Below are 22525 nucleotides of genomic sequence, written 5' to 3'. Positions count from 1 at the left end.
GTGCCGGTGCACGCTGTGGGCGAACGCGTCGCTTCGGGCCGGTGTCGCCGGGGCGCGTTAGCGTTTTGCCGATGCCTCTTCTCTCTGCCGCCGCGAGCGCCGCGGCCGACGCCGAGCCGGTGTTCGAGGCGCCCGAATGGGACGCCTCGCAGCGAGCGGTGCTGGATGCGGACCCGGACCAGTCGCTGGTGGTCGTCGGAGCGCCGGGGTCGGGCAAGACCACCCTGCTGATCGCTCGCGTGGCGCAGCTCACGGCTCGGGGGTTCGACCCGGACGAGGTGCTGGTGCTCACCTCGACGCGCCAGAGCGCGACCGCGCTGCGCGACCGTCTCTCGCTGGCGATGACAGGAGCCCGATCGGGCGCGCCCGCGCGGTCCGTCGCGTCTCTCGCGTTCGAGATCGTGCGCGCGCACGAGGTGCTCCGCCAGCGACCGGCTCCGCGTCTTCTGACGGGAGCGGACGACGATCAGATCGTGCACGACCTGCTGCGCGGCGACGAGCTCGACGAGCAGGACGGCGTCGCATCGCGCTGGCCGGAGGGGTTCGGCGCCGCGGTGCGTTCGTCGCGTGCCTTTCGCAGCGAGCTGCGGGCCTTCCTCGCCGAGTGCACGACATGGGGCGTCGACGCGGCGGAGCTTGCCGCGTTGTCCGCATCCGAGGGCATACCGGTCTGGGCTGCGCTCAGCTCGTTCCTCGTCGAGTACGACGATGCTCGCGGTCGTCTGCGCTCCTCGCACCGTGACGCGGCGGGGCTGGTCGCCGAGGCCGTGGCACTGCTCGGTCGGCTCGATGCGGCAGACCCGGCGCTCGCGGTCGTGCGGCGCCTGCGGGCCGTGCTGGTCGACGACGCGCAGGAGCTCACTCCGGGGGCTGTCGCCCTTCTGGAGGCACTACGCGAGCGCGGAATCGCGGTGACGGCCTTCGGCGATCCCGACATCGGCTCGGGCGCTTTCCGCGGTGCGCGTCCCGAGCACTTCTCGCGTCTGGCCGCATCCCTCGGACACACGGCGGTGCTCGAGCGGGCGCATCGCGGAACCGCGCTGCAGACGGATGCCGTGCGCCGGGTCACGAGCAGGATCGGCGCCGCGGGGGTCGTCGCCCACCGGCGGGCGCCTGAGGGCGCGCCCGCGGGCGACAGCCTGCGCGTCTATCTCGCACGCTCCGCTCCGGAGGAGCACGATCTCATCGCGCGAGTGCTGCGCGAACGGCACCTGCGTGACGGGGTGGCGTGGGCGGACTGCGCTGTGATCGCGCACGATTCGCGGCAGGTCGCCGCCCTGGAGGCGGAGCTCGGCGCGCGAGAGGTGCCTGCCCGCGCGCCGGGTCTCGTCGAGCCGTTGGGGACACGGGGGAGTGTGAGGCGCTTGCTCACGGTTGTTCGTGCGGCGGCGGAGGACGTCGATCCGGCAGAGACACTGCTGGCCGCGGGCTTCGACCCCGTGGACCTCCGCAGGCTCCGTGCGGCGCTGCGCCGTGCCGAGGTGTTGGTTGCGGGCGCGAGACCCGCCGCGCAGCTGCTCGGCGAGGCGCTCCACGAGCCCGCGCGCCTGGAAGCGCTCGGCACGCGCGAAGGATCGCGTGCCGCGACGATCGCCGGGACGATCGCTCGGCTGCGAGAAGAGCTCCGCCGCGGTGCCACCGCGCACGAGCTGCTGTGGACCGCGTGGTCGCGCAGCGGGCTCGAGGCCGCCTGGTCGACACTCGCCCGCGGATCGGGTCCGCTCGCCGAGCAGGCCGACCGTGATCTGGATGCGGTCGTGGCGCTGTTCCACGCGGCCAAGCGGTTCGGCGAGCGCGCCGAGGAGGGTGGTCCGCGCGACCCGATGGTGTTCGTGCGGGGTGTTCTCGACAGCGACGTGGCGGAGGACCTCTTCGCCCCGCCGAGCCGCCGGGAGCGAGTGCAGGTGCTCACCCCCGCGGCAGCGCTGGGCACCGAGTTCGACACGGTGGTGATCGCCGGTATGCAGGAGGGCGTCTGGCCCAACACGCGTCTGCGCGGCACCCTGCTGCAGGCGTGGCGGCTCGGGGAGGCGCGCATGGGCGCGGCGGCCGCGAGCACCCGTGATCGGCGCCGAGAGGTGCTGCACGACGAGTTGCGTCTGTTCGCCCGGGCGCTGTCTCGCGCCCGGAGTCGCGTGGTGGTGACCGCGGTCTCGGACGACGCGTCGGTGCCGAGCCCTCTCCTGGAGCTGCTGCCCGACGCCCGACCGGCGCCTACCCGTCATCCGCTGTCACTGCGCGGGCTCGTCGCCGCCCACCGACGCACGCTCACCACGGCGACCGCTCCGGCGGCGCGCTCGCACGCCGCCCGGCAACTCGTCCTGCTGGCCGACGCCCGCGTCGCCGGCGCTGCGCCCGCGCAGTGGTACGGCATGGCTCCTGCGACCTCCCAGGCGCCGCTGCACGACGCCTCCGAGACGTCCGTGCGACTCTCGCCCTCTCGGCTCGAGGCGCTGGAAACGTGTCAACTCGACTGGGTCATCGCGGATCTCGGCGGCGCCCGCACCGAGACGACGGCCGGCCTCGGGACGCTCCTGCACCACGCGATGGAGACGGCGGGACCCGACGAGGATTCGCTCTGGCGGGCGGTCGAGGCACGTTGGGACGAACTCGAGTTCGACGCGCCCTGGCGGGAGCGCGTCGAACGCGACCGTGCGCGCGACCTCGTACGGCGCCTGTCGGCCTACCTCCGGGACTTCGAGGCCCGCGGCGGGACGCTCCTCGGAGCGGAGTCGCGGTTCGAGGTGCCCCTGCCGCACCCGGCAGGCGACGACGCGCAGCCGATGGTGTTGTCGGGAACCATCGATCGCGTCGAGCTCCTTCCCGACGGACGCGTGGAGATCGTGGACCTCAAGACCGGGCGCTCCGTGGCGAGCACGGATGAGAAGGTGGCCGACAATGCGCAGCTGGCGGCCTACCAGATCGCGGTGGATGCGGGCATGGTGCCCGACGCGCAAGGGCGTGACGGTGCGGGAGCGAAGCTCCTGGTCCTGCAGCCCACGTCCTCCCGGTCGATCTTCGCGACGCCCACACAGCCGCCCCTCGACGATGCGTCCCGCGCCGCCTTCCTCGGCCGGCTGAACGCCGCCGCGACGGTGATGAGCGCGCGCTCCTTCGAGGCGCACTATGAGACGCACTGCCGTGATGACTTCTCGCACGGCGTGTGTCGCATCCACACGGTCGCGCCGGTGAGCGCGCCGTGACCGGATTGATCAGTGCGGCGGCGATCGCCGCCGCGCTCGGGCAGTTCCCGCCCACCGACGAACAGGCCGCCGTCATCGAGTCCGATCTCGAACCGGCTCTCGTGGTCGCGGGAGCCGGCAGCGGCAAGACCGAGACGATGGCGGGACGCGTCGTGTGGCTTGTCGCGAACGGTCTCGTCCGCCGCGACCAGATCCTGGGGCTCACCTTCACGCGCAAGGCGGCGGGAGAGTTGGCCGAGCGTATCCAGCGCCGGCTGGCGCGTCTCGCGGAGTTCGAGCGGCGCGGCCTGCTCGGCGGTCTCGAGGATCTCCACCGCCGCGGCGAGCTCGCGGGATTCGGCGAGATCGAGCGATCGGGCGGCTCCGACGATGATCGGCGCAGGCTGTTGGACCGCCTCGCCGAGCAGCGGATGGCCTCCGCCGCGACCGCCGCCGACGCCGACGATCTGCTCGACCGTCCCACGGTCTCGACGTACAACAGTTTCGCCGACGGCATCGTCCGCGAACATGCCGCACGTATCGGACGCGATGCGGAGGCCGTCGTGCTGTCGGAGTCCGCCGCGTGGCTGCTGATGCGTCGGACCGTGCTGGCCTCCGACGACCCCGAGCTCGAGACGGCGGAGGAGTCGCTGCGGACCCTCGTCGATCGTGCGCTGCGCATCGCGCGCGACGCCGTCGACAACCTCGTCGATCTCGACGACCTCGAGCGGTTCCCGCAGCACTTCGCGCGCGTCGCGGACATCCCGTCGGAGAATGCGCGAACCACCGTCTACAAGGACGTGCTGGACGACGTCGCCGCGGTCGGGAAGCTCCCGCTCTACGCGCGCCTCGCCCGCGAGTACGACCAAAGCAAGCGGCGGACCGGAGTGATCGATTTCGCCGACCAGGTCGCCGGCGCCTACGAGATCGTGCGCGGCGACCAGAGGCTGGTCGACGAACTGCGTGAGCAGTACCGCGTCGTGCTGCTGGACGAGTACCAGGACACCTCCGTGGTGCAGAGCCTGCTGCTGTCGACGCTGTTCGCAGACTCGGCGGTCATGGCAGTGGGAGACCCCCACCAGGCGATCTACGGGTGGCGCGGGGCGAGCGCCGGCAACCTGGCGGGTTTCGGGGCGGCGTTCTCGGCGCACGGCACGTGCGCCCGCTTCGACCTGCTCACGAGCTGGCGCAACGCTCCGGCCGTGCTGAACGCGGCCGCCGCCGTGCTGGCGCCGCTCGCCGAACGCAGTGCGGTCGCCGTGGGTACCTTGCGCGCGAGGCCCGGGTCCGACGACGGGCGGGTCGAGATCGTGACCGAACCCGACCTGGAGCGCGAGGCGGATGCGGTCGCACGCTGGTTCGCACAGGTCATCCGCGAGCGCGGAGCCCAGGGACGCTCGACGAGCGGAGCCGTGCTCTTCCGGGCCAAGAAGCACATGCCGCGATTCGCCGAGGCGCTGGCACGCCACGGCATCCCGCATCGCGTTCTCGGTCTCGGCGGACTGCTGAGCACGCCCGAGATCGTCGACATCGTCAGCGCGTTGCGCGTCGTCAGCGATCCGAGGCAGGGCTCCGCCCTCATCCGTCTGCTGAGCGGTCCGCGATGGGCGATCGGGTTGGCGGACCTGTCGGCACTGAACGATCTCGCCCGACGGCAGGTGCGTGCGCAGGCCGCCGGCGAGGGCGAGCCGGACCTGCTGGCGCGGCTGCGTCAGAGCGCACGCACCGAGGCCGGATCGCTCATCGACGCCCTTGATCTGTTCACGAGGCTCCGCCCGGACCACGCCTGGTTCCAGATGTTCACTCCGGCCGCCCGTGACCGACTGCGAGAGGCGGCGGCGGTGTTCGCCGGTCTCCGGCAGGTCGCGGCGACCCTGCCCCTGACGGAGCTGGTGCGGGCGATCGAGGTGGAGTTGCGGCTGGACGTCGAGCTCGCCGCCAACGAGAGCCGCGGACCGGCGCGGACGGCCGCCGCCCAGGTGCGCGCGTTCGTCGACGAGGTCAATGCGTTCCTCGCGGCCGACGAGCACGGTTCTCTGACGAGTCTGCTGGCCTGGCTCGAGCACGCCGAGCGCAGCGACGACCTGGCCCCCCGGACCGATCCGCCGGAGTCCGACGTGGTTCAGCTGCTGACGATCCACGGTTCGAAGGGGCTGGAGTGGGATGCGGTCGCGGTCGTCCGGCTCGTGGAGGGCGAACTGCCCTCCACGCCGAAGGAGACCAGGGGCTGGCTCGGCGCGGGGGTTCTGCCCTACGCCTTCCGGGGGGACTCCGCCTGGCTCCCCGTGTACTCATGGCAGGGTGCCGAGAGTCAGCAGCAGCTGCGCGATCGCCGCACCGCGTTCGTCGGGGCCCACCGCGAGCGCGCACTCGAGGAGGATCGGCGTCTCGCGTATGTGGCGGTCACGCGTGCCCGCGACCATCTGCTGCTGAGCGGATCGCCGTGGGCCGGCACGACGAGGCCGCGGGAGCTGAGCCGGTTCACGGTCGAGATCGCGCAGGCGCTCGGTCAGGACGATCCCCGCAGCGACCCAGGGGAGAACCCGCTGGCGGATGCGGCGCGCACGATGCACTGGCCACTGGACGCGCTGGGGTCTCGCCGAGCGCGAGTGGCGGCCGCCGCGGCGGCGGTGGAGACAGCCCGCGAGGATCCCGGCGGGCCCGACGACGAGCTCGCGCTCCTGCTGGCCGAGCGCACCGAACGCCAACGGTCCGCCCGTTCGGGCGCGCCGGTGCGCATTCCGGCCTCCGCGTACAAGGACTTCGTCACGGATTACGACGCCGCTGTCGCAGCCCTCGAGCGCCCGATGCCGGAGCGGCCCTATCGACAGACCTCGCTCGGCACGCGGTTCCATGCCTGGGTGGAGCGTCGTTCCGGAGTGAGCGCCTCCGCCTCGCTCGACGACCCGCTCTGGATGTCCGATGCCGAGCAGAGCGGGGACGACGCGGACTTCGAGCGTCTCGTCGAGATCTTCGAGGCGAGCGAGTGGGCGGCTCTCCAGCCGATCGAGGTCGAGACGGAGATCGACTTCCGCTACATCGGCATCGACGACCGCCCCCACGTCGTGGTGTGCAAGCTGGACGCGGTCTACCGCCGGGGCGATCGCATCGAGATCGTCGACTGGAAGACCGGTCGTGCCCCGCGGTCGGAGTCCGAGCGACGCGAGCGTCTGGTGCAGCTCGAGTTGTATCGTCAGGCCTATCACGCCCGGCACGGCGTCCCGATCGAGCAGATCGACGTGGCGCTCTATTACGTCGCCGACGATCTCGTCATCCGCGACTGAGCCGACGTTCGCGTCTGCTCAGCCCTCGGTCCAGCGGCGCAGCGCCTCCCGCGATGCGCGCGCGGTCTCCTCGCGGCTCTCGTCGTCGTCCTCCGCCGTGTCGGCGGTGTCGTCGTGCGCCGGCTGCGGTCTGGCCGTCCACTCGGACAGATCCACCGGCAGCGTCGGCATGCCCTCCGCGGACGCCGATCCCTGGCGATCCTCCTCCTCGGCGAGGTAGGCGCCCAGCTCGACCGGGTCGTATGCGTCGGTCTGCATCGATGTCTGCCCGCCTGCGGGCTCGGTCTCCGGCACCCGCCCGAGAAGCGCGATGGCGTCCTCGACGTCGGCGGAGACGCCGCGCACGAGTTCGGTGCCCGCGGTCGCATCGGCGAGTGAGGCCAGAAGCTTCGTGGCGTCCTGGATGACGAACTCATCGCCCTGGTCGACGCCGTGCACGAGCCACTTCGCGAACTCGAGCTCCGCGAACAACCGCGCCCGGGCGATCAGAGCAGGGTCCGGCGAATGATGCGACGCCGCCGTATAGCCGTCGTGGACGCCCTCGACCGATTCCGGCGCGGAGCCCAGCCATCGAAGATCCACGGCGGGATCCCCGATGGACAGGCCCTGCCAGTCCAGAAGGGCGACCACCTCGGGCGTCCCGTCGACGTCGTCGAAGACGAAGGAGGACACTTCGAGCCCGTCCAGGACGACGGTGGGCTCGTAGCGCCACGCGGCGTCGTCGTCGATCAGGCTCAGCCAGCGCTCCCGGAGCTCGGGAACGAGGCGGCCCGTGTCGTCCGCGCGCTCGACGAGGCGCCGTGCGTCGGAGCGCACCTGCTGCGCGGAGCGCACCGGGTACCCCTCGGCGCGGATGACCGTCACGGGGAGATCGTGCACCGCGGCGATGGCGCGTCCGACGAGCCCGGTGAATCCGGGACCGCGCGGCAGATCGGCCGCGTCGACGCGGTAGCCGACGAGGTGATCGGTGACGATGACGTGCTCGGAGCCCATCGTGGTCTCGCCCAGCACGGTGGGTGCCCGGAAGGGGAGGAGGCTCCGCACGCCGGCACTCAGCGATGACAGCACGCGGGCGTCGGCGCGCGCCGTGCGACCGGCCTCGTCGTCTCCCGCGACACGCACCACGACGCGGCGACCGTCGGCGAGCTCGACCAGTGCCGCGGCCGTACCGTTCTCGTCCGTGCTTCCCAGCCGTCCCGCGCTCACGACGACGGCCTCCGGAAGAGCCGCCGTCACCGACGCGGCTAGAGTGAGAGGTGAGCGTGGCATGCACTCAGGGTAGGCGTCCACCCCCGGCCCGAGCCGGTCGCCACGCCCGTCGAGGAGGTATCGGTGAGCGTTTCCGACACCGGTGCACAGGCTCTGTTCCCGCTCCGGCGCGCCGCGGAGGAGCGGCAGGACCCGGCGCTGGTCGACACCCTGCGCGCCGACGACACCACCCTCGCCCTGGCTGTGGCGGGCGACCTCGTGTCGATCTCCGGCAGCGCCGAGGTGCCTCGTCTGCGCCTGGTCGCCGCGGCCGGGCTGGCCGCATCCGAATGGGCCTTCCTGGGGCGCACGGTCGACGGGCGGGGCGTCCTGACGGCGGTGACCGAGGCCGTTGCCGAACCGTTCGCCCGGCTGCGGGAGATCGGCGGACTGCTTCCGGAGGCGGAATCGGATGCGGCGACCACTGCTGTGGCGCTGGGCGTGTGGCTGCGCGAACAGGGCTACTGCCCGTTCTGCGGCACGCGCACCGAACTGCGACAGGCGGGCTGGGCCCGTCACTGCCCGCACTGTGGCCGCGAGCACTTCCCGCGCACGGATCCCGCGATCATCGTCGCCGTGCACGACGCCGACGACCCCAACAGACTGCTGCTGGGCAGCAACGCCGCCTGGCCCGCCGGGAGGTACTCCTGCTTCGCCGGCTTCGCGGAGGCGGGCGAGTCGTTGGAGGACGCCGTGGCCCGGGAAGTCGCGGAGGAGGCGGGGGTGGAACTCGTCGGCGTACGCTACCGCGGATCTCAGCCCTGGCCGTACCCGCGTTCGCTCATGCTCGGTTTCCATGCGGCGGCGAGGATCGCGGATGCGGCTCGCCCGGACGGCGACGAGATCGTCGAGGTCCGCTGGTTCACCCGCGAAGAGATCGGGGACGCGCTCGAGGGCAGGGGAGAGGTCGTGCTGCCCGGTTCGGCATCCATCTCCTGGCGTCTGATCCGCGACTGGTACGAGGAGCGCGCATGAGCGTGGACATCCTGGCAGATCTCGACGAGCAGCAGCACGCCGCGGTGATGGCGGTGCGCGGCCCGGTGCGGGTCCTGGCGGGCGCGGGCACGGGCAAGACCCGCGTGATCACGCGCCGCATCGCCTACGGAGTCGACAGCGGCACGTACTCACCGGGCCGCGTGATGGCACTGACCTTCACGGCGAAGGCGGCGGGCGAGATGCGGGGACGTCTGCGCGCGCTCGGGATCGTGGGTGTCGCCGCGCGCACGTTCCACGCCGCCGCCCTCTCGCAGCTGAACTACTTCTGGCCGCAGGTGGCGGGAGTTCCCGCCCCGCGCATCGTCGACAACAAGGTGCGCCTGCTCGCGCAGGCGGCCGAACAGCAGCGACTGCATCTCGATACCGCGACACTGCGCGACGTCGCCTCGCACATCGAGCAGCGCAAGGTCGCGATGCAGCGGATCGACGAGATCGGAAGCACGCGTCCTGTCACGATCGGAACGCTTGACACCGGGCAGATCCGTGAGCTGCATGCCGCCTACGAGAAGCTGAAGGACGAGCGTCACCAACTGGACTTCGAGGACGTCCTGCTCGCCTGCGCCGGCATGATCGAGGCGGAGCCGCGCGTCGCCCAGTCGGTGCGCGAGCAGTACCGGCACTTCACCGTGGACGAGTTCCAGGACGTCTCGCCGCTGCAGAACCGGCTGCTCGAGCTGTGGCTCGGCGAGCGACGCGACCTGTGCGTCGTGGGCGACGCGAGCCAGACGATCTACTCCTTCGCCGGGGCGCGCGCCGACTACCTCCTGGACTTTCCCAGACGCCACCCCGACGCGCGCAGCTTCACGCTCGAGCACAACTACCGCAGCGACCAGCCGGTGCTCCGCGTGGCCAACGCCCTCATGCGCGGTCGTCCGGGCGCGCTGCAGCTCGTCACCGACCGCGGCGTGGACTCTCCCGTGCCCACGGTGACCCGCTTCGACGACGACGCCCACGAGGCGGCGGGCGTCGCCGCCCGCATCCGTGCGCAGCTCGACGACGGCGCGGATCCCCGTCAGGTCGCCGTGCTGTACCGGGCCCACGCCCAGTCGGCGGAGCTGGTGACGGCGCTCGCGGATGCGGGTGTTCCCACCAGCGTCATGGGTGGCAAGCGCTTCTTCGACCTGCCGGAGGTGCGTCAGGCCGTCATGGCGCTGCGCGCCGCGACGGTGGCCCCGATGCAGGGGGGCTTCCGTGACACGGTGCGTGACGTGCTCCGCGGATGCGGGTACACCGACGAGCCGCCCGCCGTCGGCGGCGCACTGCGCGATGCGTGGGAAGCGCGCGCCGCACTGTTGGCGCTCGCCGAAGAGCAGCCCGAGGGCACCACGCTGCGCGCATTCACGGACGATCTGATGGCCAGGGCGCGCGACCAGCACGAGCCCTCGCTGGCGACGGTGACTCTCGCGACGCTGCACGCGGCGAAGGGTCTCGAGTGGGACCACGTGCATCTCGTGGGACTGTCGGAGGGCCTGCTGCCGATCTCCTACGCGCAGGGATTCGAACAGATCGATGAGGAGCGGCGGCTGGCCTACGTCGGCATCACGCGGGCCGCGCGAACGCTGTCGCTCTCGTGGGCATCGCAGTCGGCGCGGCAGGCTCGGCAGCCGTCGCGCTTTCTGCAAGAGATCGGCACGCGCACGCTGGATGAACGGCCGGCCAGGCCGACTGCCGGTGGGGCGAGGAGGCAGCGAACGTCACCCGGCGCCGCGCGGCCGACGGCGGCAGCTGACCGGTGAGCAGGCGCGCGGCGTAGGCGACCGCCTCCCCGATCACCGCCGCCGCGACCGGCGGTGCGGGCTGAGACATGAGCTGCGCCGCAATGCCTGGCCACGCGGCATCCTGGTCACGACGGTGCGCCGCGTCACAGGCGAGGCAGGGCCCGTCGCCGGGCGTGATCAGCGGCCCCACGTGCACCTGGTCGCCGGCGAGGGTGATCGGCAGATGCGATCGCTCGTCGCGCAAGTGCCCGAGGTAGCGTCCGGGGTCGGCGACGAACGACTCCAGCATGATGATCGTGCAGTGCTCGTCGGGGTCGGTCACGAGTTCTACCGAGGTGTCGAGCAGCCGGATCACCGCGACGGCGACGGCACCGTCGATCGCGTCGGAGACCTCGAATCCCACCCGCGTGTGGGGAGCGTCGGAGCACAGGACGGGAGCGAGCTGTTCCAGCACGTCGGTCACGTCCGCACGGTCCGCCCCGAGCGAGGCGGCGAGAGTGATCGCATCGTTGGCGCTGATGCCCGTGCGGAGCGCATGCACGAGCCATTCGTGCCACGGCTCGGCCCCGGCGATCACGGCGCGCGCCTCGTCTCCGAACTGCAGCGTGCGCTCGTCGCGCCAGACCGGCGGATAGGCGGGATCGAGTCGGAGCATGCCCCGATTCTGTTCCCGTCGACACCGACGCCGTGGTTGTCCACACCGCCGCCTCGCCACGCGGACCGGCTGGGGAGGAGAGATCAGACCGGGCGGGGGCCTTCGGGCCCCTCACCGCCCTCCTCCTCGGCGAGCAGCTGCTCGAGGGCCTCATCCATCGCATCCCGCTCCGGTGCCTCGCCCCGCGCGCGTGCCGACAGCCGCTCGATGAGCGCGGTCGGGTCGTCGATGTCGGCTGCGCCCGGAAGCAGGTCCGGGTAGTCCCAGAGGGCGTCGCGACCGGCGACACCGACGGCGTCGGTGACCTGTCGCCACATCGCCGCGGCCTCCCGCATCCGTCGCGGACGCAGTTCGAGGCCGACGAGGGAGCCCAGCGCCTTCTCGGCGGGACCGCCGACCGCGCGACGGCGCCGCACGACCTCCGCGATACGGTCGGCGCTGGGCAACCGGTGGGTCGCATCGGCCGTCACGATGTCCACCCAGCCTTCGATGAGAGCCAGGAGTGTCTCCAGGCGAGTGAGGGCAAGGTCCTGCTGCTCCGTGCGCTCGGGAAGCAGCGCACCGCTCTCGAGGGCCTGGCGCAGCTCCTCGGGCTGGCTGGGATCGAAGCGCTCCGCGAGCTCCTCGAGTCGGCTCGTGTCGACGTGGATGCCGCGCGCGAACTCGGTCACCTGCGCGATGACGTCCAGGCGCAGCCAGCGGGCGTGCCGGAAGAGACGGGCATGGGCGAGCTCCCGGGTCGCGACGTACAGTGCGAGCTGATCCTCCGGGATCTCCAGGCCCTGGCCGAAGTCGGCGAAGTTCTGCGGGAGGATCGCCGCGGCACCGGCGGGCATGACGGGAAGTCCCACGTCGCCGCCGCTGACAACCTCCATGGACAGACGCCCCACCACCTGGCCCAGTTGGGTCGCGAACAGCGAGCCGCCGATCGAGCGCATCATGCGTCCTGCGCCCTGGAGCATGGACTGCATCTCCTCGGGGGCCTGCTCGGCCAGCGTGGCGGTGAGAGCATCGGCGATGCTCGTGGCGACCGGCTCGGCGAGCTCGCGCCAGACCGGCATCGTCGCCTCGACCCAGGCGCCGCGGGTCAGCGCGCGCGGCGCCTCGGCGAGCTCGGAGATCGTGGTGGCCTCGCCGAGCCACAGAGTCGCGAGTGAGAAGGCCTGGTCGAGATCGCTGCGCGAGCCTGCACCCACGCCGAGATCGCTCTGGTTCGCGATGTGCAGAGCCTGTCGCTCGGCCGCATCCCATGCGATCGAGCCGTCCGAACTCGTGAAAGCTCGCTGCATCTGGCCCATCATCTGCTGCATCATCGCGGGGTCGATGCCCATCTGCTGGAGCTGTCGCAGCTGCTCCGGGTCGAGACCGTCTGCTCCGAACAGCTGGCGCAGCAGCTCCTGGAACTGGTCTTCGGGGCTCCGGTCGTCCTCGTCTGCCACGTCAGGCGCCTTTCAGCCGGGGGATAACGTCCCGTTCTACGCTAGTCGCAGGGATACATCGCACAGCCGGGCGAGCACGACTTCGCCGTACGCCGGCCGCGAACGGCCGACGGAAGAGGCACAGTGACATTGTTCGAGACCTCGAGCGCCCTTGCGCCCGAGCCGCCGCGTCGACGCATGCCGCGGGGTGTGGTGGCCGGCATCTGGGCGCTGATGGTCGCCCTGCTGGCGTTGCTGGCGATGTCGTTCTTGCCCAGCCCGTATGTGATCGAGCGTCCCGGTCCCGTCTACAACACGCTCGGGGAGGTCACCGACGCCGACGGCAAGGACGTGCCGTTGATCGCCATCGACGGCGCCGAGACCTATCCGACGGACGGATCGCTGGACCTGCTCACCGTGCAGGTCGTCGGGTCTCCCGAGCAGCGGCTGTCCTGGCTGGACGCGGCCGTCGCCTGGTTCGATCCCACCAAGGCGGTGGTCCCGATCGAGCAGATCTTCCCGACGGGGCAGACGAGCGAGCAACGGTCGGAGCAGAACACCGCGATGATGGTGGACTCGCAGGCGGATGCCACCGCTGCCGCGCTCACGCATCTCGGCTACGACGTGAGTCCGCAGCTGCAGGTCACCGCCGTCGCCGACGGATCGCCCGCGAGCGGCCGGCTCCAGGCGGGCGATCGCGTCCTCCAGGCGAACGGCACGGCCGTCACGACGGCCGACGGCCTGCGCCGCATCATCAACGACGGTGCGGGCGCGCCTGTTCAGATCCTCGTAGACCGCGGCGGCGCCCAGGAGAGCGTCACGGTCACGCCGCAGGAGGGAACCGGCGACGCGGCGGGCATCTGGCAGATCGGTATCACCCTGACCGTGTCCTACACGTTCCCCTTCGACGTCCAGGTGCAGCTCAACAACGTCGGCGGGCCGTCGGCGGGCATGATGTTCGCCCTCGGAATGATCGATCAGCTCACTCCCGGCGAGCTCAACGGAGGCGCGCAGGTCGCCGGTACCGGCACCATCACGGCCGACGGCGAGGTGGGCCCCATCGGCGGCATCCGCCAGAAGCTCTGGGGTGCGCACGACGCCGGCGCGCAGTACTTCCTCGCGCCCGAGAGTAACTGCGACGAGGTCGTGGGGCACGTTCCGGACGGTCTTCGCGTCTTCTCGGTGTCGACGCTCGACGACGCTGTCGACGTGCTGGACGCGATCTCGTCCGACGCCGATCTCGACGCGCTGCCCACCTGCAGCTGACCGATCGCCGTGCATAGCGGGCTCACGGCGACCGCTGGCGCATGCCCCTCGTAGGATGAAGGGGTGACTTCGACCGCAGCGCCGACGCCCGTCCCTGTCAACCGATCGCGGCGGGTGATCGCGATCTCGCTTGCCGTCATCGCGGCGCTCGCGGTGGGGTTCTTCCTCTTCGCGAGCCTCTACGCGGACTGGCTCTGGTACGACCAGCTCGGCTACTCGTCGGTCTTGACCACGCAGTGGCTCTGGCGCGCCGCGATGTTCGTCGTCGGATTCCTCGGGATGGCCATCCCGATCTGGATCACGATCCAGCTCGCCTATCGACTGCGACCGGTCTACGTGCGATTGAGCTCCCAGCTCGACCGTTACCAGGAGGTCGTCGAGCCGCTGCGTCGCCTCGCCATGTGGGGGATCCCGGTCTTCTTCGGCTTCTTCGCCGGTTTCGCGACCTCGGCGCAGTGGGAGACCGCGGCGCTCTGGTTGGGCGGCGTCCACACCGACACCGCCGACCCGCAGTTCGGCATGGACACCGGCTTCTACCTGTTCGCGCTGCCGTTCTACCAGGGCGCCGTCGGCTTCGCCTCGGCGGTCGTGCTGGTGGCGCTGCTGGTCACCGCGCTCGTGTCCTACCTCTACGGTTCGGTGCGCATCGGCCAGCGTGAGCTGCGCATCTCCAAGCCCGCACGCATCCAGCTCGCGATCATCGCGGGTCTCTACCTGCTGCTGCAGGGTGCGAGCCTGTTCCTCGACCGCTTCGGCACCTTGACGCAGGCGGGCGACCGGATCACGGGTGCGAGCTACACGACCGTCAACGCGACGATCCCCGGCCTCACGATCCTCTCGATCGTCGCCGCCTTCGTCGCCGTGCTCTTCTTCGTCACGGCCGTCATCGGACGCTGGCGCTACCCGCTGATCGCGACCGCGCTGCTGGTGGTCACCTCGCTCGTGGTGGGAGTGGCGTACCCGTGGATCCTCAACACGGTCCAGGTGCGGCCCAACCAGCGCACGCTCGAGATGCCGTACTTCGAGCGGAACCTCGAGGCGACGAAGACGGCGTTCAACATCGAGGGTCTCGACACGACGTCGTACGACGCGAAGACCGACGCCGAGCCCGGTCAGCTGCGCTCGGACGCCGATACCACCGCATCCATCCGCATCATGGACCCGGCGATCATCCAGCCGACCGTGCGCCAGCTGCAGCAGTACCGTCCGTACTACCGCTTCGAGGACCCGCTCGATGTGGACCGGTACAAGATCGACGGTCAGACGCAGGACACCGTGGTCTCGGTCCGCGAGGTGAACACCGCGGGCCTCGGCGATGCGGCCTCCTGGCAGAACTCCACCCTCGTGTACACCCACGGTTACGGTCTCGTGGTCGCCAAGGGCAACGAGCGCACGACCGACGGCGACCCCGTCTTCATCGAGGGCAGCATCCCCGCATCCGGGTTCCTCACCGACGAGAAGTACGAACCGCGGATCTACTTCGGTGAGAACTCGCCCGCGTACTCCATCGTGGGCGCCCCCGACGGCACGACGCCGATCGAGCTGGACTACCCGTCGGCGAGCGACGGCGGCAACGACACCCGCACGACCTTCGACGGCGACGGCGGACCGTCGATCGGCAACATGTTCAACCGCCTGATCTACGCACTGAAGTTCCAGTCGGAGCAGATCGTCTTCTCCGACTCGATCAACGAGAAGTCGCAGATCCTCTACGACCGCGACCCCGCGGTGCGCGTGCAGAAGGCGGCGCCCTACCTCACGCTCGACTCCGACCCGTATCCGAGCGTCGTGGACGGCCGCGTGGTGTGGATCGTCGACGGCTACACGACGAGCGACCAGTACCCGTACTCGACGGCGACGAGCATGTCGCAGGCCATCGAGGATGCGAACAACCCGACTCCGCGCGTCGCGCTCGACAACGTCAACTACATCCGCAACTCGGTGAAGGCGACCGTGGACGCCTACGACGGCAAGGTCACGCTCTACGCCTGGGACGACACCGATCCGCTGCTGCAGGCGTGGCAGAACGTCTTCCCGACGACGATCAAGCCGGTTTCGGACATGTCCGCCGACCTGATGAGCCACGTGCGCTATCCGACCGACCTGTTCAAGGTGCAGCGCGCGATGCTCGGCGAGTACCACGTCGACACGGCGCAGTCGCTCTACGAGCGCGACAACGCGTGGTCCACGCCGGCCGACCCGCAGAACCCCGACGTCAACCAGCCGCCGTACTACCTGAGCATGAAGATGCCGGGTCAGGACGAGCCGAGCTACTCGATGTTCACGAGCTTCATCCCGCAGTCGACCGGCACGGAGTCGCGCAACGTTCTCATGGGATACCTCTCGGTGGACTCGGACGCCGGAAGCCAGGCGGGCGTGAAGAGCCCCGACTACGGCAAGCTCCGGCTCTTGGAGATCACGGCGGGCGCCACCATCCCGGGTCCCGGTCAGGTGCAGAACACGTTCAACTCGGATCCCGGGATCTCGGCGCAGATCAACATCCTGAAACAGGGTCAGTCGAACGTCATCAACGGCAACCTGCTGACCCTCCCGGTCGGCGGCGGACTGCTGTACGTGCAGCCGGTGTTCGTGCAGGCCTCCAGCGGAACCCAGCTGCCGCAGTTGCAGAAGGTGCTCGTCGCCTTCGGCACCGAGGTCGCGTTCGAAGACACGCTCAACGAGGCGCTGAACGCGCTGTTCGGGGGCGACTCCGGCGCCAACGCGGGGGATCAGGACGTCGCGCCCGATCCCGGCACGACGCCCTCGCCCGAGCAGACGGGCGGAACGGACGGCTCGTCCAGCGGCGGGACCGGAAGCCCGGACTACCAGGCCGCGCTGCAGGATGCCCGTCAGGCGCTGCTCGACCGGGACGCCGCCCTCAAGGCGGGCGACTGGACGAAGTACGGCGAGGCCGACAGCCGGCTCACGGCCGCGGTCGACAAGCTGATCCAGCTGGGCGGCTGACCCGCATCCGCTTCACCTCGCGCCGGTCCCGCATTCCGCGGGGCCGGCGCGAACGTCTGCACCATCCCGCGAGACTGCATCTTCGCCACGAGATCACGGTATCTACCCGTGATCTCGTGCTCGAAATGCAGTCTCGCGGACCCGGGGGGCGATCCGGATCCGGGTCGGACCGGGGGAGGGATGCGCGCCGCGTCGCGTCAGGCGGTGAGCAGCGCGTACCAGATGAGCAGCAGCGTCGTACCGAAGCCGCCCAGCTGGTTGAGCCACAGGAACCGCCCCCAGCCGACCGTGGCCCGCTCGCATGTCTCATCGGTGATCGAGCGGTAGGGCCAGAGGGTGAGCAGGTACGGGATGACGAGCAGGCCGCCGAGCGGTCCCGGCCAGGCCGACGCGAGCATCACGAGCCCCGCCACGAAATAGCATCCGAGCGCGAACCACACGGTCCACCGCGCGCCGCGGACGGTCGCGATCGAGGAGATGCCGGCCTCGCGGTCTGCGGTGACGTCCTGCACGGCGCCGAACGCGTGAGAAGCGACGCCCCACAGGGCGAAGGCGACGAGGACGGCGACGAGCCCCGGCGTGAAGGTCGCGCCCGCGAGGACGAGCCCGTACACCGCGGGTGAGAAGAAGTGGATGCTGCTCGTCATCGAGTCGGCGAACGGCACCTCTTTGAGGCGTAGCGGCGGCGCTGAGTAGAACACCACGAAGAACAGGCTGATCGCCAGCACGATCCAGGATGCGGGCGAGCCGACAGCGATGAGATAGACCACGAACGGCAGGCACGACAGCGCCGCCGCCCACAGCGTGATCCGGTGCATCCGCCGATCGAGGACGGCGCCGTGCGCTCCGCCCTTGCGCGGATTGCGAAGATCCGACTCGTAGTCGAAGACGTCGTTCACGCCGTACATCGCGAGGTTGTAGGGGACGAGGAAGAACAGCGTGCCGACGATGAGGGTCAGATCCACCGTGCGCGTGGTCATCACGACGGCCGCCGCGAACGGGAAAGCCGTGTTGATCCAGCTCACGGGGCGCGACGAGACGAACAGTGTGCGCAGCACGTCGGCGGGGCGGAGGTCGCTCATTCGGTCTTCCGAGTCGGGAGCAGCGAGAGCACGGCGGGCACACCGAACGCTGCGCACAGCGGGTAGGAGAAGTCCTCGATCGGCGCGAGTCCGATCCGGATACCGCTGAGATGCTCCGCTGGGTAGGTGAACAGATCGAGGGCGATCATCACGTTATCGAAGACCGCGGTCAGGGCGAACAACACGACGGCTGCGACGACGCTGGCCCGCATCCGTCGGGCGAAGCCGGGCCGGCGGGCGCTGACCGCGGTGACGACGGCGGTCAGCAGCACGAAGGGCAGCACGATCAGCGGGTAGGTCATGCGGTGTCCCGCCGACGTCTCGCGACACGGAGGGTTGCGGCGTGCACGACGAGCGCGAGGTAGCACAGGAACGCGAGGAAAACCGGCTCCTCGAGCGGGAGGTGGGGTGCGAGATCGATGCCGACGAGCAGGGGGCTGCCGCCCTTGACGAACACACCCGTGGTGATGCCGACCGCATCCCAGACGAGGAAGAACGCCGTACCGATGCCGACGGCTGCCGCGGTACGCCCCGGCCGCGCCCAGAGCGCCAGCCGGAACCGCGCGTCGAGAGCTGCCACGCCGGCGATGCTGACCAGCAGCGCCAGCAGGTAGAGACCCGGCATCACACCGCCTCGGTCACCGGCTCGGCGAGGGGGCCCGCCGAGCGGTCGCCGCGCAACCGCTTGACCACGAGCTCGGCGGAGATCAGGCACATGGGCAGCCCGATGCCCGGCAGCACGGACGCGCCCGCGTAGTACAGTCCCTCGACCTTGGCGGAGGCGTTGCGGGGCCGGAACAGGGCGCTCTGCGTGAGCGGATGCGCGAGACCCAGCGCGTTGCCGCGCCAGGCGTGCAGGTCGCTCTCGAAGTCGCCGGGTGCGATCGTGCGGCGCACGACGACGCGATCACGCAGGTCCGGGACACCGCACCAGGCGGCGATCTGATCGATGGCCGCATCCGCCGCGCGCTCGATGAGGACGTCGCCGGCTCCGTCGACACCGCCGCGGCCGAGGCCCGGGTCAGCGGGGATCGGTACGAGGACGAAGAGGTTCTCGTGTCCCTCGGGCGCGACGGAGGGGTCGGTCGCGCTGGGGCGGCAGACGTAGAGCGACGCTGGATCCGGGATGCGGGTCGCGTCGCCGAAGATGGCGGCGAAGTTCGTGCGCCAGTCCTCCGTGAACAGGAGCGTGTGATGGGTGAGTTCGGGGAGTTCGCCCTTCACGCCGAGCAGCACGAGCAGGGCACCGTAGCTCGGCGTCTTCGACTGCCACCAGGACTCCGGGTAGGTGCGGTACCGCTCGGGGAGGAGGCGGGTCTCCGTGTGGTGCAGATCGGCGGTGGAGACCACGACGTCGGCGTCGAAGCGGCGGCTGTCGGCGGTGATGACGCCGCGCGCGACGCCGTCGGCGACGAGGATGCGCTCGACGCTGGCGCCCGTCTCGATCACGACGCCGCGTTCGGTCGCGACGCGCGCGATGGCGTCGATGAGCGCGGTGAAGCCCCCCTGCGGGTAGCGCACCCGATCGTCGAGATCGAGGTGGCTCATGAGGTGGTAGAGGCTCGGCAGCTGGTAGGGCGAGCCGCCCAGGAAGACGCCGGCGTAGCCGAGGATCTGGCGCAGGCGCGTGTCGGTGAAGCGCTTGTCGATCCTGGACTGCAACGGCTGGGTCAGAAGGCGCGCCAGGTGGCCCAGTCGGCGCAGGATCGAGCGGTCGGTGAGGTTCCGGTACGACTCGTACGTGTCGTACAGGAAGCGGGTGACGGCGAGGTCGTAAGCCTCGCCGGCGGAGTCCAGGTACGCATCCAGACGCGCACCGGCTCCCGGCTCGATCGACTCGAACAGGGCGGTGACTTCTTCACGACCCGACACGACGTCGACGGGTGCCTCATCGAGGTGGGACTCGGCATAGACGCGGTAGGCGGGGACGAGATCGACGAGATCGAGCTGCTCCGCGGTCGTTGTGCCGAGCAGGCGGAAGAAGTGGTCGAACACCTCCGGCATCAGATACCAGCTGGGGCCGGTGTCGAAGCGGAAGCCGTCGCGCTCCCACGAGCCCGCCCGGCCGCCCACCGCGTCACGCGCCTCGAGGAGGGTCACCTCGTGCCCGTCGTTCGCGAGCAGGGCGGCCGTGGCGAGCCCCGCGATCCCGCCTCCGATGACGACGGTGCGACTCATGAGCGCTCCTTCCGGGGTGCGGCGCCCAGCCAGGCGCGGGCAGCGAGGACGGCCTTCTGCGATGCGGGAACACGCACGCGCCCTTCGTCGGACGCCCCGCGCAGGCGCGTGGACAGGGCGGCGAAGAGATCGTGCGCGGCGGTGACGGCCCTCCGGCAGTCCGAAGGCAGGAGGGGGATGGTTGCCGCTGCGGTTGCGAGATCCGCGTCGATCCGGTCGAGCACGTCATCCCGCGTGCGCTCCACGCCGTCGACGGCCAGGTAGTCCCGTCCGAGAGCTCCCGCGTCGTGCTCCAGGTCTCGAAGGAAGTTGACGTCCTGGAAGGCGCGCCCGAGCGCGCGTGCCCCCGCCACCAGCTCGGCGGGGGGCGCGGAGGGGGAGCGGCGTCCGGCGTTCTCGAAGACGGCGAGACACATCAGCCCCACCACCTCGGCAGACCCGTAGACGTACGCGTCGTGCGATACGTCGTCGTGTTCGCGCACGCCGAGATCCGTTCGCATCGATGCGAAGAACGGGGCGGTCAGGTCCTCGCCGATTCCGCACTCGCGGGCGGTGAGGGCGAAGGCATGGACGACGAGGTTCGCACTGAATCCTCGCTCGACGGCTGCACGGGTCTCGCGCTCGAACGCGTTCAGCACTTCTTCCAGCCGATCGGGGTCCAGACCTGCTTCTCCGGCCGGCCCGTCTACGATCTCGTCCGCGACGCGAACGAGCGCGTAGACGTTACGGATGTGGGGGCGGGTGCGCGGGCTGAGGAGCCCGGTCGCGAGGGCGAACGAGGTGGAATACGCGCGGATGACGGATGCGGCGGCGGACACCGCCGTCCGGTCGTAGAGGGAGAGTCCGCTCGGCTGGTCGCGCGCGCTCACGGCATCCTCTCCGCGATGCGGGTCGCGAGCTCGTCCACGAGCCCGAGAGCCGCCGGCGAGAGCGTCGCGGCGTCGGCTCGAGCGGAACGGAGCGTCTCGTCGATGAGAACCGCGAGGCGCTCGCGGGCGCCTGTCGCGTCCAGCGCGCGTTGTGCGGCGAGCACGGCCACCGGACCCGTGTGCGCGACCGCGAGAGCCTCCGCGACCGCGTCGCGGCCCGCTCCCTGCTGCGCCAGGACGACGAGGGGAGTGCGCTTGGCCTCCCGAAGGTCGCTGCCCACATCCCGACCGGCCTGGTCGGCAGTACCGAAGGCGCCGATCAGATCGTCGACGAGCTGGAAGGCGAGTCCCAGCGCGCCGCCGGCGCGGCGCAGTGCCTCGAGCTCAGGCTCGCTCGCGCCGGCGAGCAGCGCGCCGGCACGCAGCGGCGCATCGAAGGAGTACACGGCGGTCTTGTCGTGTGCGGTCGTGAGCACGGACGCGGCCTCCGCCGCGTGCAGTCCGAGAGCATTCTCGACGTCGGCGAGCTCGCCGGCGGCCGAGACCGACACGGCGTCGTCGAAGAGCTCAACGAGTGCCGTCCGGGTCGCTGCGGGGACGTCGACCAGCGCGAGGATGCGGGTGGCTTCGTACAGCAGCAGGTCGCCGCCGAGGATCGCCGCCGCGTCGCCGAGATCGTCGGCGCCCGAGGCGGACGCACCGGCGGCGGTGGCGCGCGTGCGGAACTCGCCGGAGATGTTCAGGACACCGCGGCGCTGGACATCGTGGTCGATCACGTCGTCGTGCACCACGAAGGCCGCGTGCAGCAGTTCGAAGGCCGCAGCGACCTCGTAGACCGCCGGCAGCGCCTCGTCCGCTCCGTCGAACGCCAGGTAGGCGCCCACAACATTGGCCGGCCGGAAGCGCTTGCCGCCGGTGGCCGCGCGCGTCACGGCGGCGGTGAGTGCGGCGTAGGCGTCGGCGCCGTCGGTCGCGCGCCGACGGATGCGGGCGAGAGCGGCATCGACCGCCGCATCGATACCGGCGCGGTTCTCCGCGCTCAGCCAGGAGATCATCGTGCCCCGGCCCGTGTCCGCCGCTCGGCGACGAACAGGTCGAGCTGACGCGCCTGCAGCACAAGCCACGGGCTGAACGCCCACTCGGCGGCATCCAGCGCCGCCACGAGGTCGGCGGGGTGCACCCACTGCGTCTCGAGCACCTCGAGCGGGTTGGGCTGCGGCAGGTTCTCGGCCCGTGCGATGTAGACGGGGCAGATCTCGTTCTCCACGATGCCGCTCGCGTCGGTGGCGCGATACCGGAAGAGGGGGAGGGCCAGTTCGATGTCGGTCAGGCGCAGCCCGAGTTCGGAGTCGGCGTGGCGCTTCACGGCGTTCAGGACGGGCTCGGCCGGCCGCGGGTGTCCGCAGAAGGAGTTCGTCCACACGCCGGGCCAGGTTCGCTTGTGCAGGGCTCGGCGGGTGACGAGGACCCGGCCTTCGTCATCCAGAACATGGCAGGAGAAAGCGAGATGCAGCGCGGTGTCTGTACCGTGGACACTGCTCTTGGGCGCAGTCCCGATCTGGTTGCCCTCGTCATCCACAAGAATGACCTGTTCGATCTCGTCCATACGCCCTTCCATTTTGCTAGCTTTACTAGCTAACCGAGTTCGATCGAGCATACATACGG

General features: G+C 70.7%; 15 protein-coding genes. 6 read left to right on the top strand and 9 right to left on the bottom strand.

All coding sequences use genetic code 11. From position 1 onward, the window contains the following. Positions 1-71 precede the first annotated feature (71 nt). Positions 72-3203: an ATP-dependent helicase gene (locus tag ACYVJS_RS14400; RefSeq protein WP_460740560.1), complete on the top strand. Its 3132-nt coding sequence runs from the start codon at positions 72-74 to the stop codon at positions 3201-3203. Then, positions 3200-6466 carry a UvrD-helicase domain-containing protein gene (locus ACYVJS_RS14395; protein WP_460740559.1) on the top strand — a complete coding sequence of 1089 codons (3267 nt, stop codon included), beginning with the start codon at positions 3200-3202 and terminating at the stop codon, positions 6464-6466. Before ACYVJS_RS14400 ends, ACYVJS_RS14395 begins: the two co-directional genes overlap by 4 nt. An 18-nt stretch (positions 6467-6484) precedes the next feature. Here the strand turns inward: ACYVJS_RS14395 and ACYVJS_RS14390 are convergent, their stop codons facing one another. Then, positions 6485-7735, bottom strand: a complete 1251-nt coding sequence (locus ACYVJS_RS14390) for a phosphotransferase (RefSeq protein ID WP_460740558.1) — start codon at positions 7733-7735, stop codon at positions 6485-6487. 63 nt (positions 7736-7798) lie between these two features. Between ACYVJS_RS14390 and nudC the strand changes: the two genes are divergently transcribed. Both nudC and ACYVJS_RS14380 read left to right on the top strand, forming a co-directional pair. Beyond that, on the top strand, positions 7799-8689 hold the full coding sequence (gene nudC / locus ACYVJS_RS14385; protein ID WP_460740557.1) for an NAD(+) diphosphatase: 891 nt from the start codon (positions 7799-7801) through the stop codon (positions 8687-8689). Next, positions 8686-10446, top strand: coding sequence for an ATP-dependent helicase (locus ACYVJS_RS14380; protein WP_460740556.1), 1761 nt, complete (start codon positions 8686-8688; stop codon positions 10444-10446). Before nudC ends, ACYVJS_RS14380 begins: the two co-directional genes overlap by 4 nt. Before the next feature lie 720 nt (positions 10447-11166). Here the strand turns inward: ACYVJS_RS14380 and ACYVJS_RS14375 are convergent. Further along, a complete protein-coding gene (locus ACYVJS_RS14375) occupies positions 11167-12522 on the bottom strand; it encodes a zinc-dependent metalloprotease (RefSeq protein ID WP_460740555.1) in 1356 nt (451 codons plus the stop codon). A gap of 123 nt (positions 12523-12645) precedes the next feature. Between ACYVJS_RS14375 and ACYVJS_RS14370 the strand changes: the two genes are divergently transcribed. Beyond that, a complete protein-coding gene (locus ACYVJS_RS14370) occupies positions 12646-13767 on the top strand; it encodes a YlbL family protein (RefSeq protein WP_460740554.1) in 1122 nt (373 codons plus the stop codon). 63 nt (positions 13768-13830) lie between these two features. Next, positions 13831-16731: a UPF0182 family membrane protein gene (locus ACYVJS_RS14365; protein ID WP_460740553.1), complete on the top strand. Its 2901-nt coding sequence runs from the start codon at positions 13831-13833 to the stop codon at positions 16729-16731. Positions 16732-16928: 197 nt separating this feature from the next. Here ACYVJS_RS14365 and ACYVJS_RS14360 read toward each other — a convergent pair whose 3' ends face one another. The 7 genes from ACYVJS_RS14360 to idi are packed head-to-tail and all read right to left on the bottom strand — an operon-like array spanning position 16929 to position 22466. Then, complete coding sequence (locus tag ACYVJS_RS14360; protein ID WP_460740552.1) at positions 16929-17813, bottom strand: prenyltransferase; 885 nt, start codon at positions 17811-17813, stop codon at positions 16929-16931. Continuing rightward, on the bottom strand, positions 17810-18115 hold the full coding sequence (locus tag ACYVJS_RS14355) for a lycopene cyclase domain-containing protein (protein WP_460740551.1): 306 nt from the start codon (positions 18113-18115) through the stop codon (positions 17810-17812). Before ACYVJS_RS14355 ends, ACYVJS_RS14360 begins: the two co-directional genes overlap by 4 nt. Continuing rightward, positions 18112-18438 (bottom strand): lycopene cyclase domain-containing protein, encoded by a 327-nt coding sequence (locus ACYVJS_RS14350; protein WP_460740550.1) that lies wholly within the window; start codon positions 18436-18438, stop codon positions 18112-18114. The genes ACYVJS_RS14355 and ACYVJS_RS14350 overlap by 4 nt, the downstream gene beginning before the upstream one ends. Further along, positions 18438-19991, bottom strand: coding sequence for a phytoene desaturase family protein (gene crtI / locus ACYVJS_RS14345; protein WP_460740549.1), 1554 nt, complete (start codon positions 19989-19991; stop codon positions 18438-18440). The genes ACYVJS_RS14350 and crtI overlap by 1 nt, the downstream gene beginning before the upstream one ends. Further along, a complete protein-coding gene (locus ACYVJS_RS14340) occupies positions 19988-20860 on the bottom strand; it encodes a phytoene/squalene synthase family protein (protein ID WP_460740548.1) in 873 nt (290 codons plus the stop codon). The genes crtI and ACYVJS_RS14340 overlap by 4 nt, the downstream gene beginning before the upstream one ends. Next, positions 20857-21915 carry a polyprenyl synthetase family protein gene (locus tag ACYVJS_RS14335; protein WP_460740547.1) on the bottom strand — a complete coding sequence of 353 codons (1059 nt, stop codon included), beginning with the start codon at positions 21913-21915 and terminating at the stop codon, positions 20857-20859. The genes ACYVJS_RS14340 and ACYVJS_RS14335 overlap by 4 nt, the downstream gene beginning before the upstream one ends. Beyond that, positions 21912-22466, bottom strand: coding sequence for an isopentenyl-diphosphate Delta-isomerase (gene idi, locus ACYVJS_RS14330; protein ID WP_460740546.1), 555 nt, complete (start codon positions 22464-22466; stop codon positions 21912-21914). Before idi ends, ACYVJS_RS14335 begins: the two co-directional genes overlap by 4 nt. Positions 22467-22525: the final 59 nt, after the last annotated feature.

Source organism: Microbacterium neimengense (assembly GCF_054782995.1).
Note: the sequence above shows the minus strand (reverse complement) of the source record. Positions and strands in the feature narration are given on the sequence as shown.

Coding starts and splice junctions, on each gene's coding strand:
- ACYVJS_RS14400 (WP_460740560.1), top strand. CDS start 72: ATGCCTCTTCTCTCTGCCGCCGCGAGCGCCGCGGCCGACGCCGAGCCG.
- ACYVJS_RS14390 (WP_460740558.1), bottom strand. CDS start 7,735: ATGCCACGCTCACCTCTCACTCTAGCCGCGTCGGTGACGGCGGCTCTT.
- ACYVJS_RS14380 (WP_460740556.1), top strand. CDS start 8,686: ATGAGCGTGGACATCCTGGCAGATCTCGACGAGCAGCAGCACGCCGCG.
- ACYVJS_RS14360 (WP_460740552.1), bottom strand. CDS start 17,813: ATGAGCGACCTCCGCCCCGCCGACGTGCTGCGCACACTGTTCGTCTCG.
- ACYVJS_RS14355 (WP_460740551.1), bottom strand. CDS start 18,115: ATGACCTACCCGCTGATCGTGCTGCCCTTCGTGCTGCTGACCGCCGTC.
- ACYVJS_RS14350 (WP_460740550.1), bottom strand. CDS start 18,438: ATGCCGGGTCTCTACCTGCTGGCGCTGCTGGTCAGCATCGCCGGCGTG.
- crtI (WP_460740549.1), bottom strand. CDS start 19,991: ATGAGTCGCACCGTCGTCATCGGAGGCGGGATCGCGGGGCTCGCCACG.
- ACYVJS_RS14335 (WP_460740547.1), bottom strand. CDS start 21,915: ATGATCTCCTGGCTGAGCGCGGAGAACCGCGCCGGTATCGATGCGGCG.
- idi (WP_460740546.1), bottom strand. CDS start 22,466: ATGGACGAGATCGAACAGGTCATTCTTGTGGATGACGAGGGCAACCAG.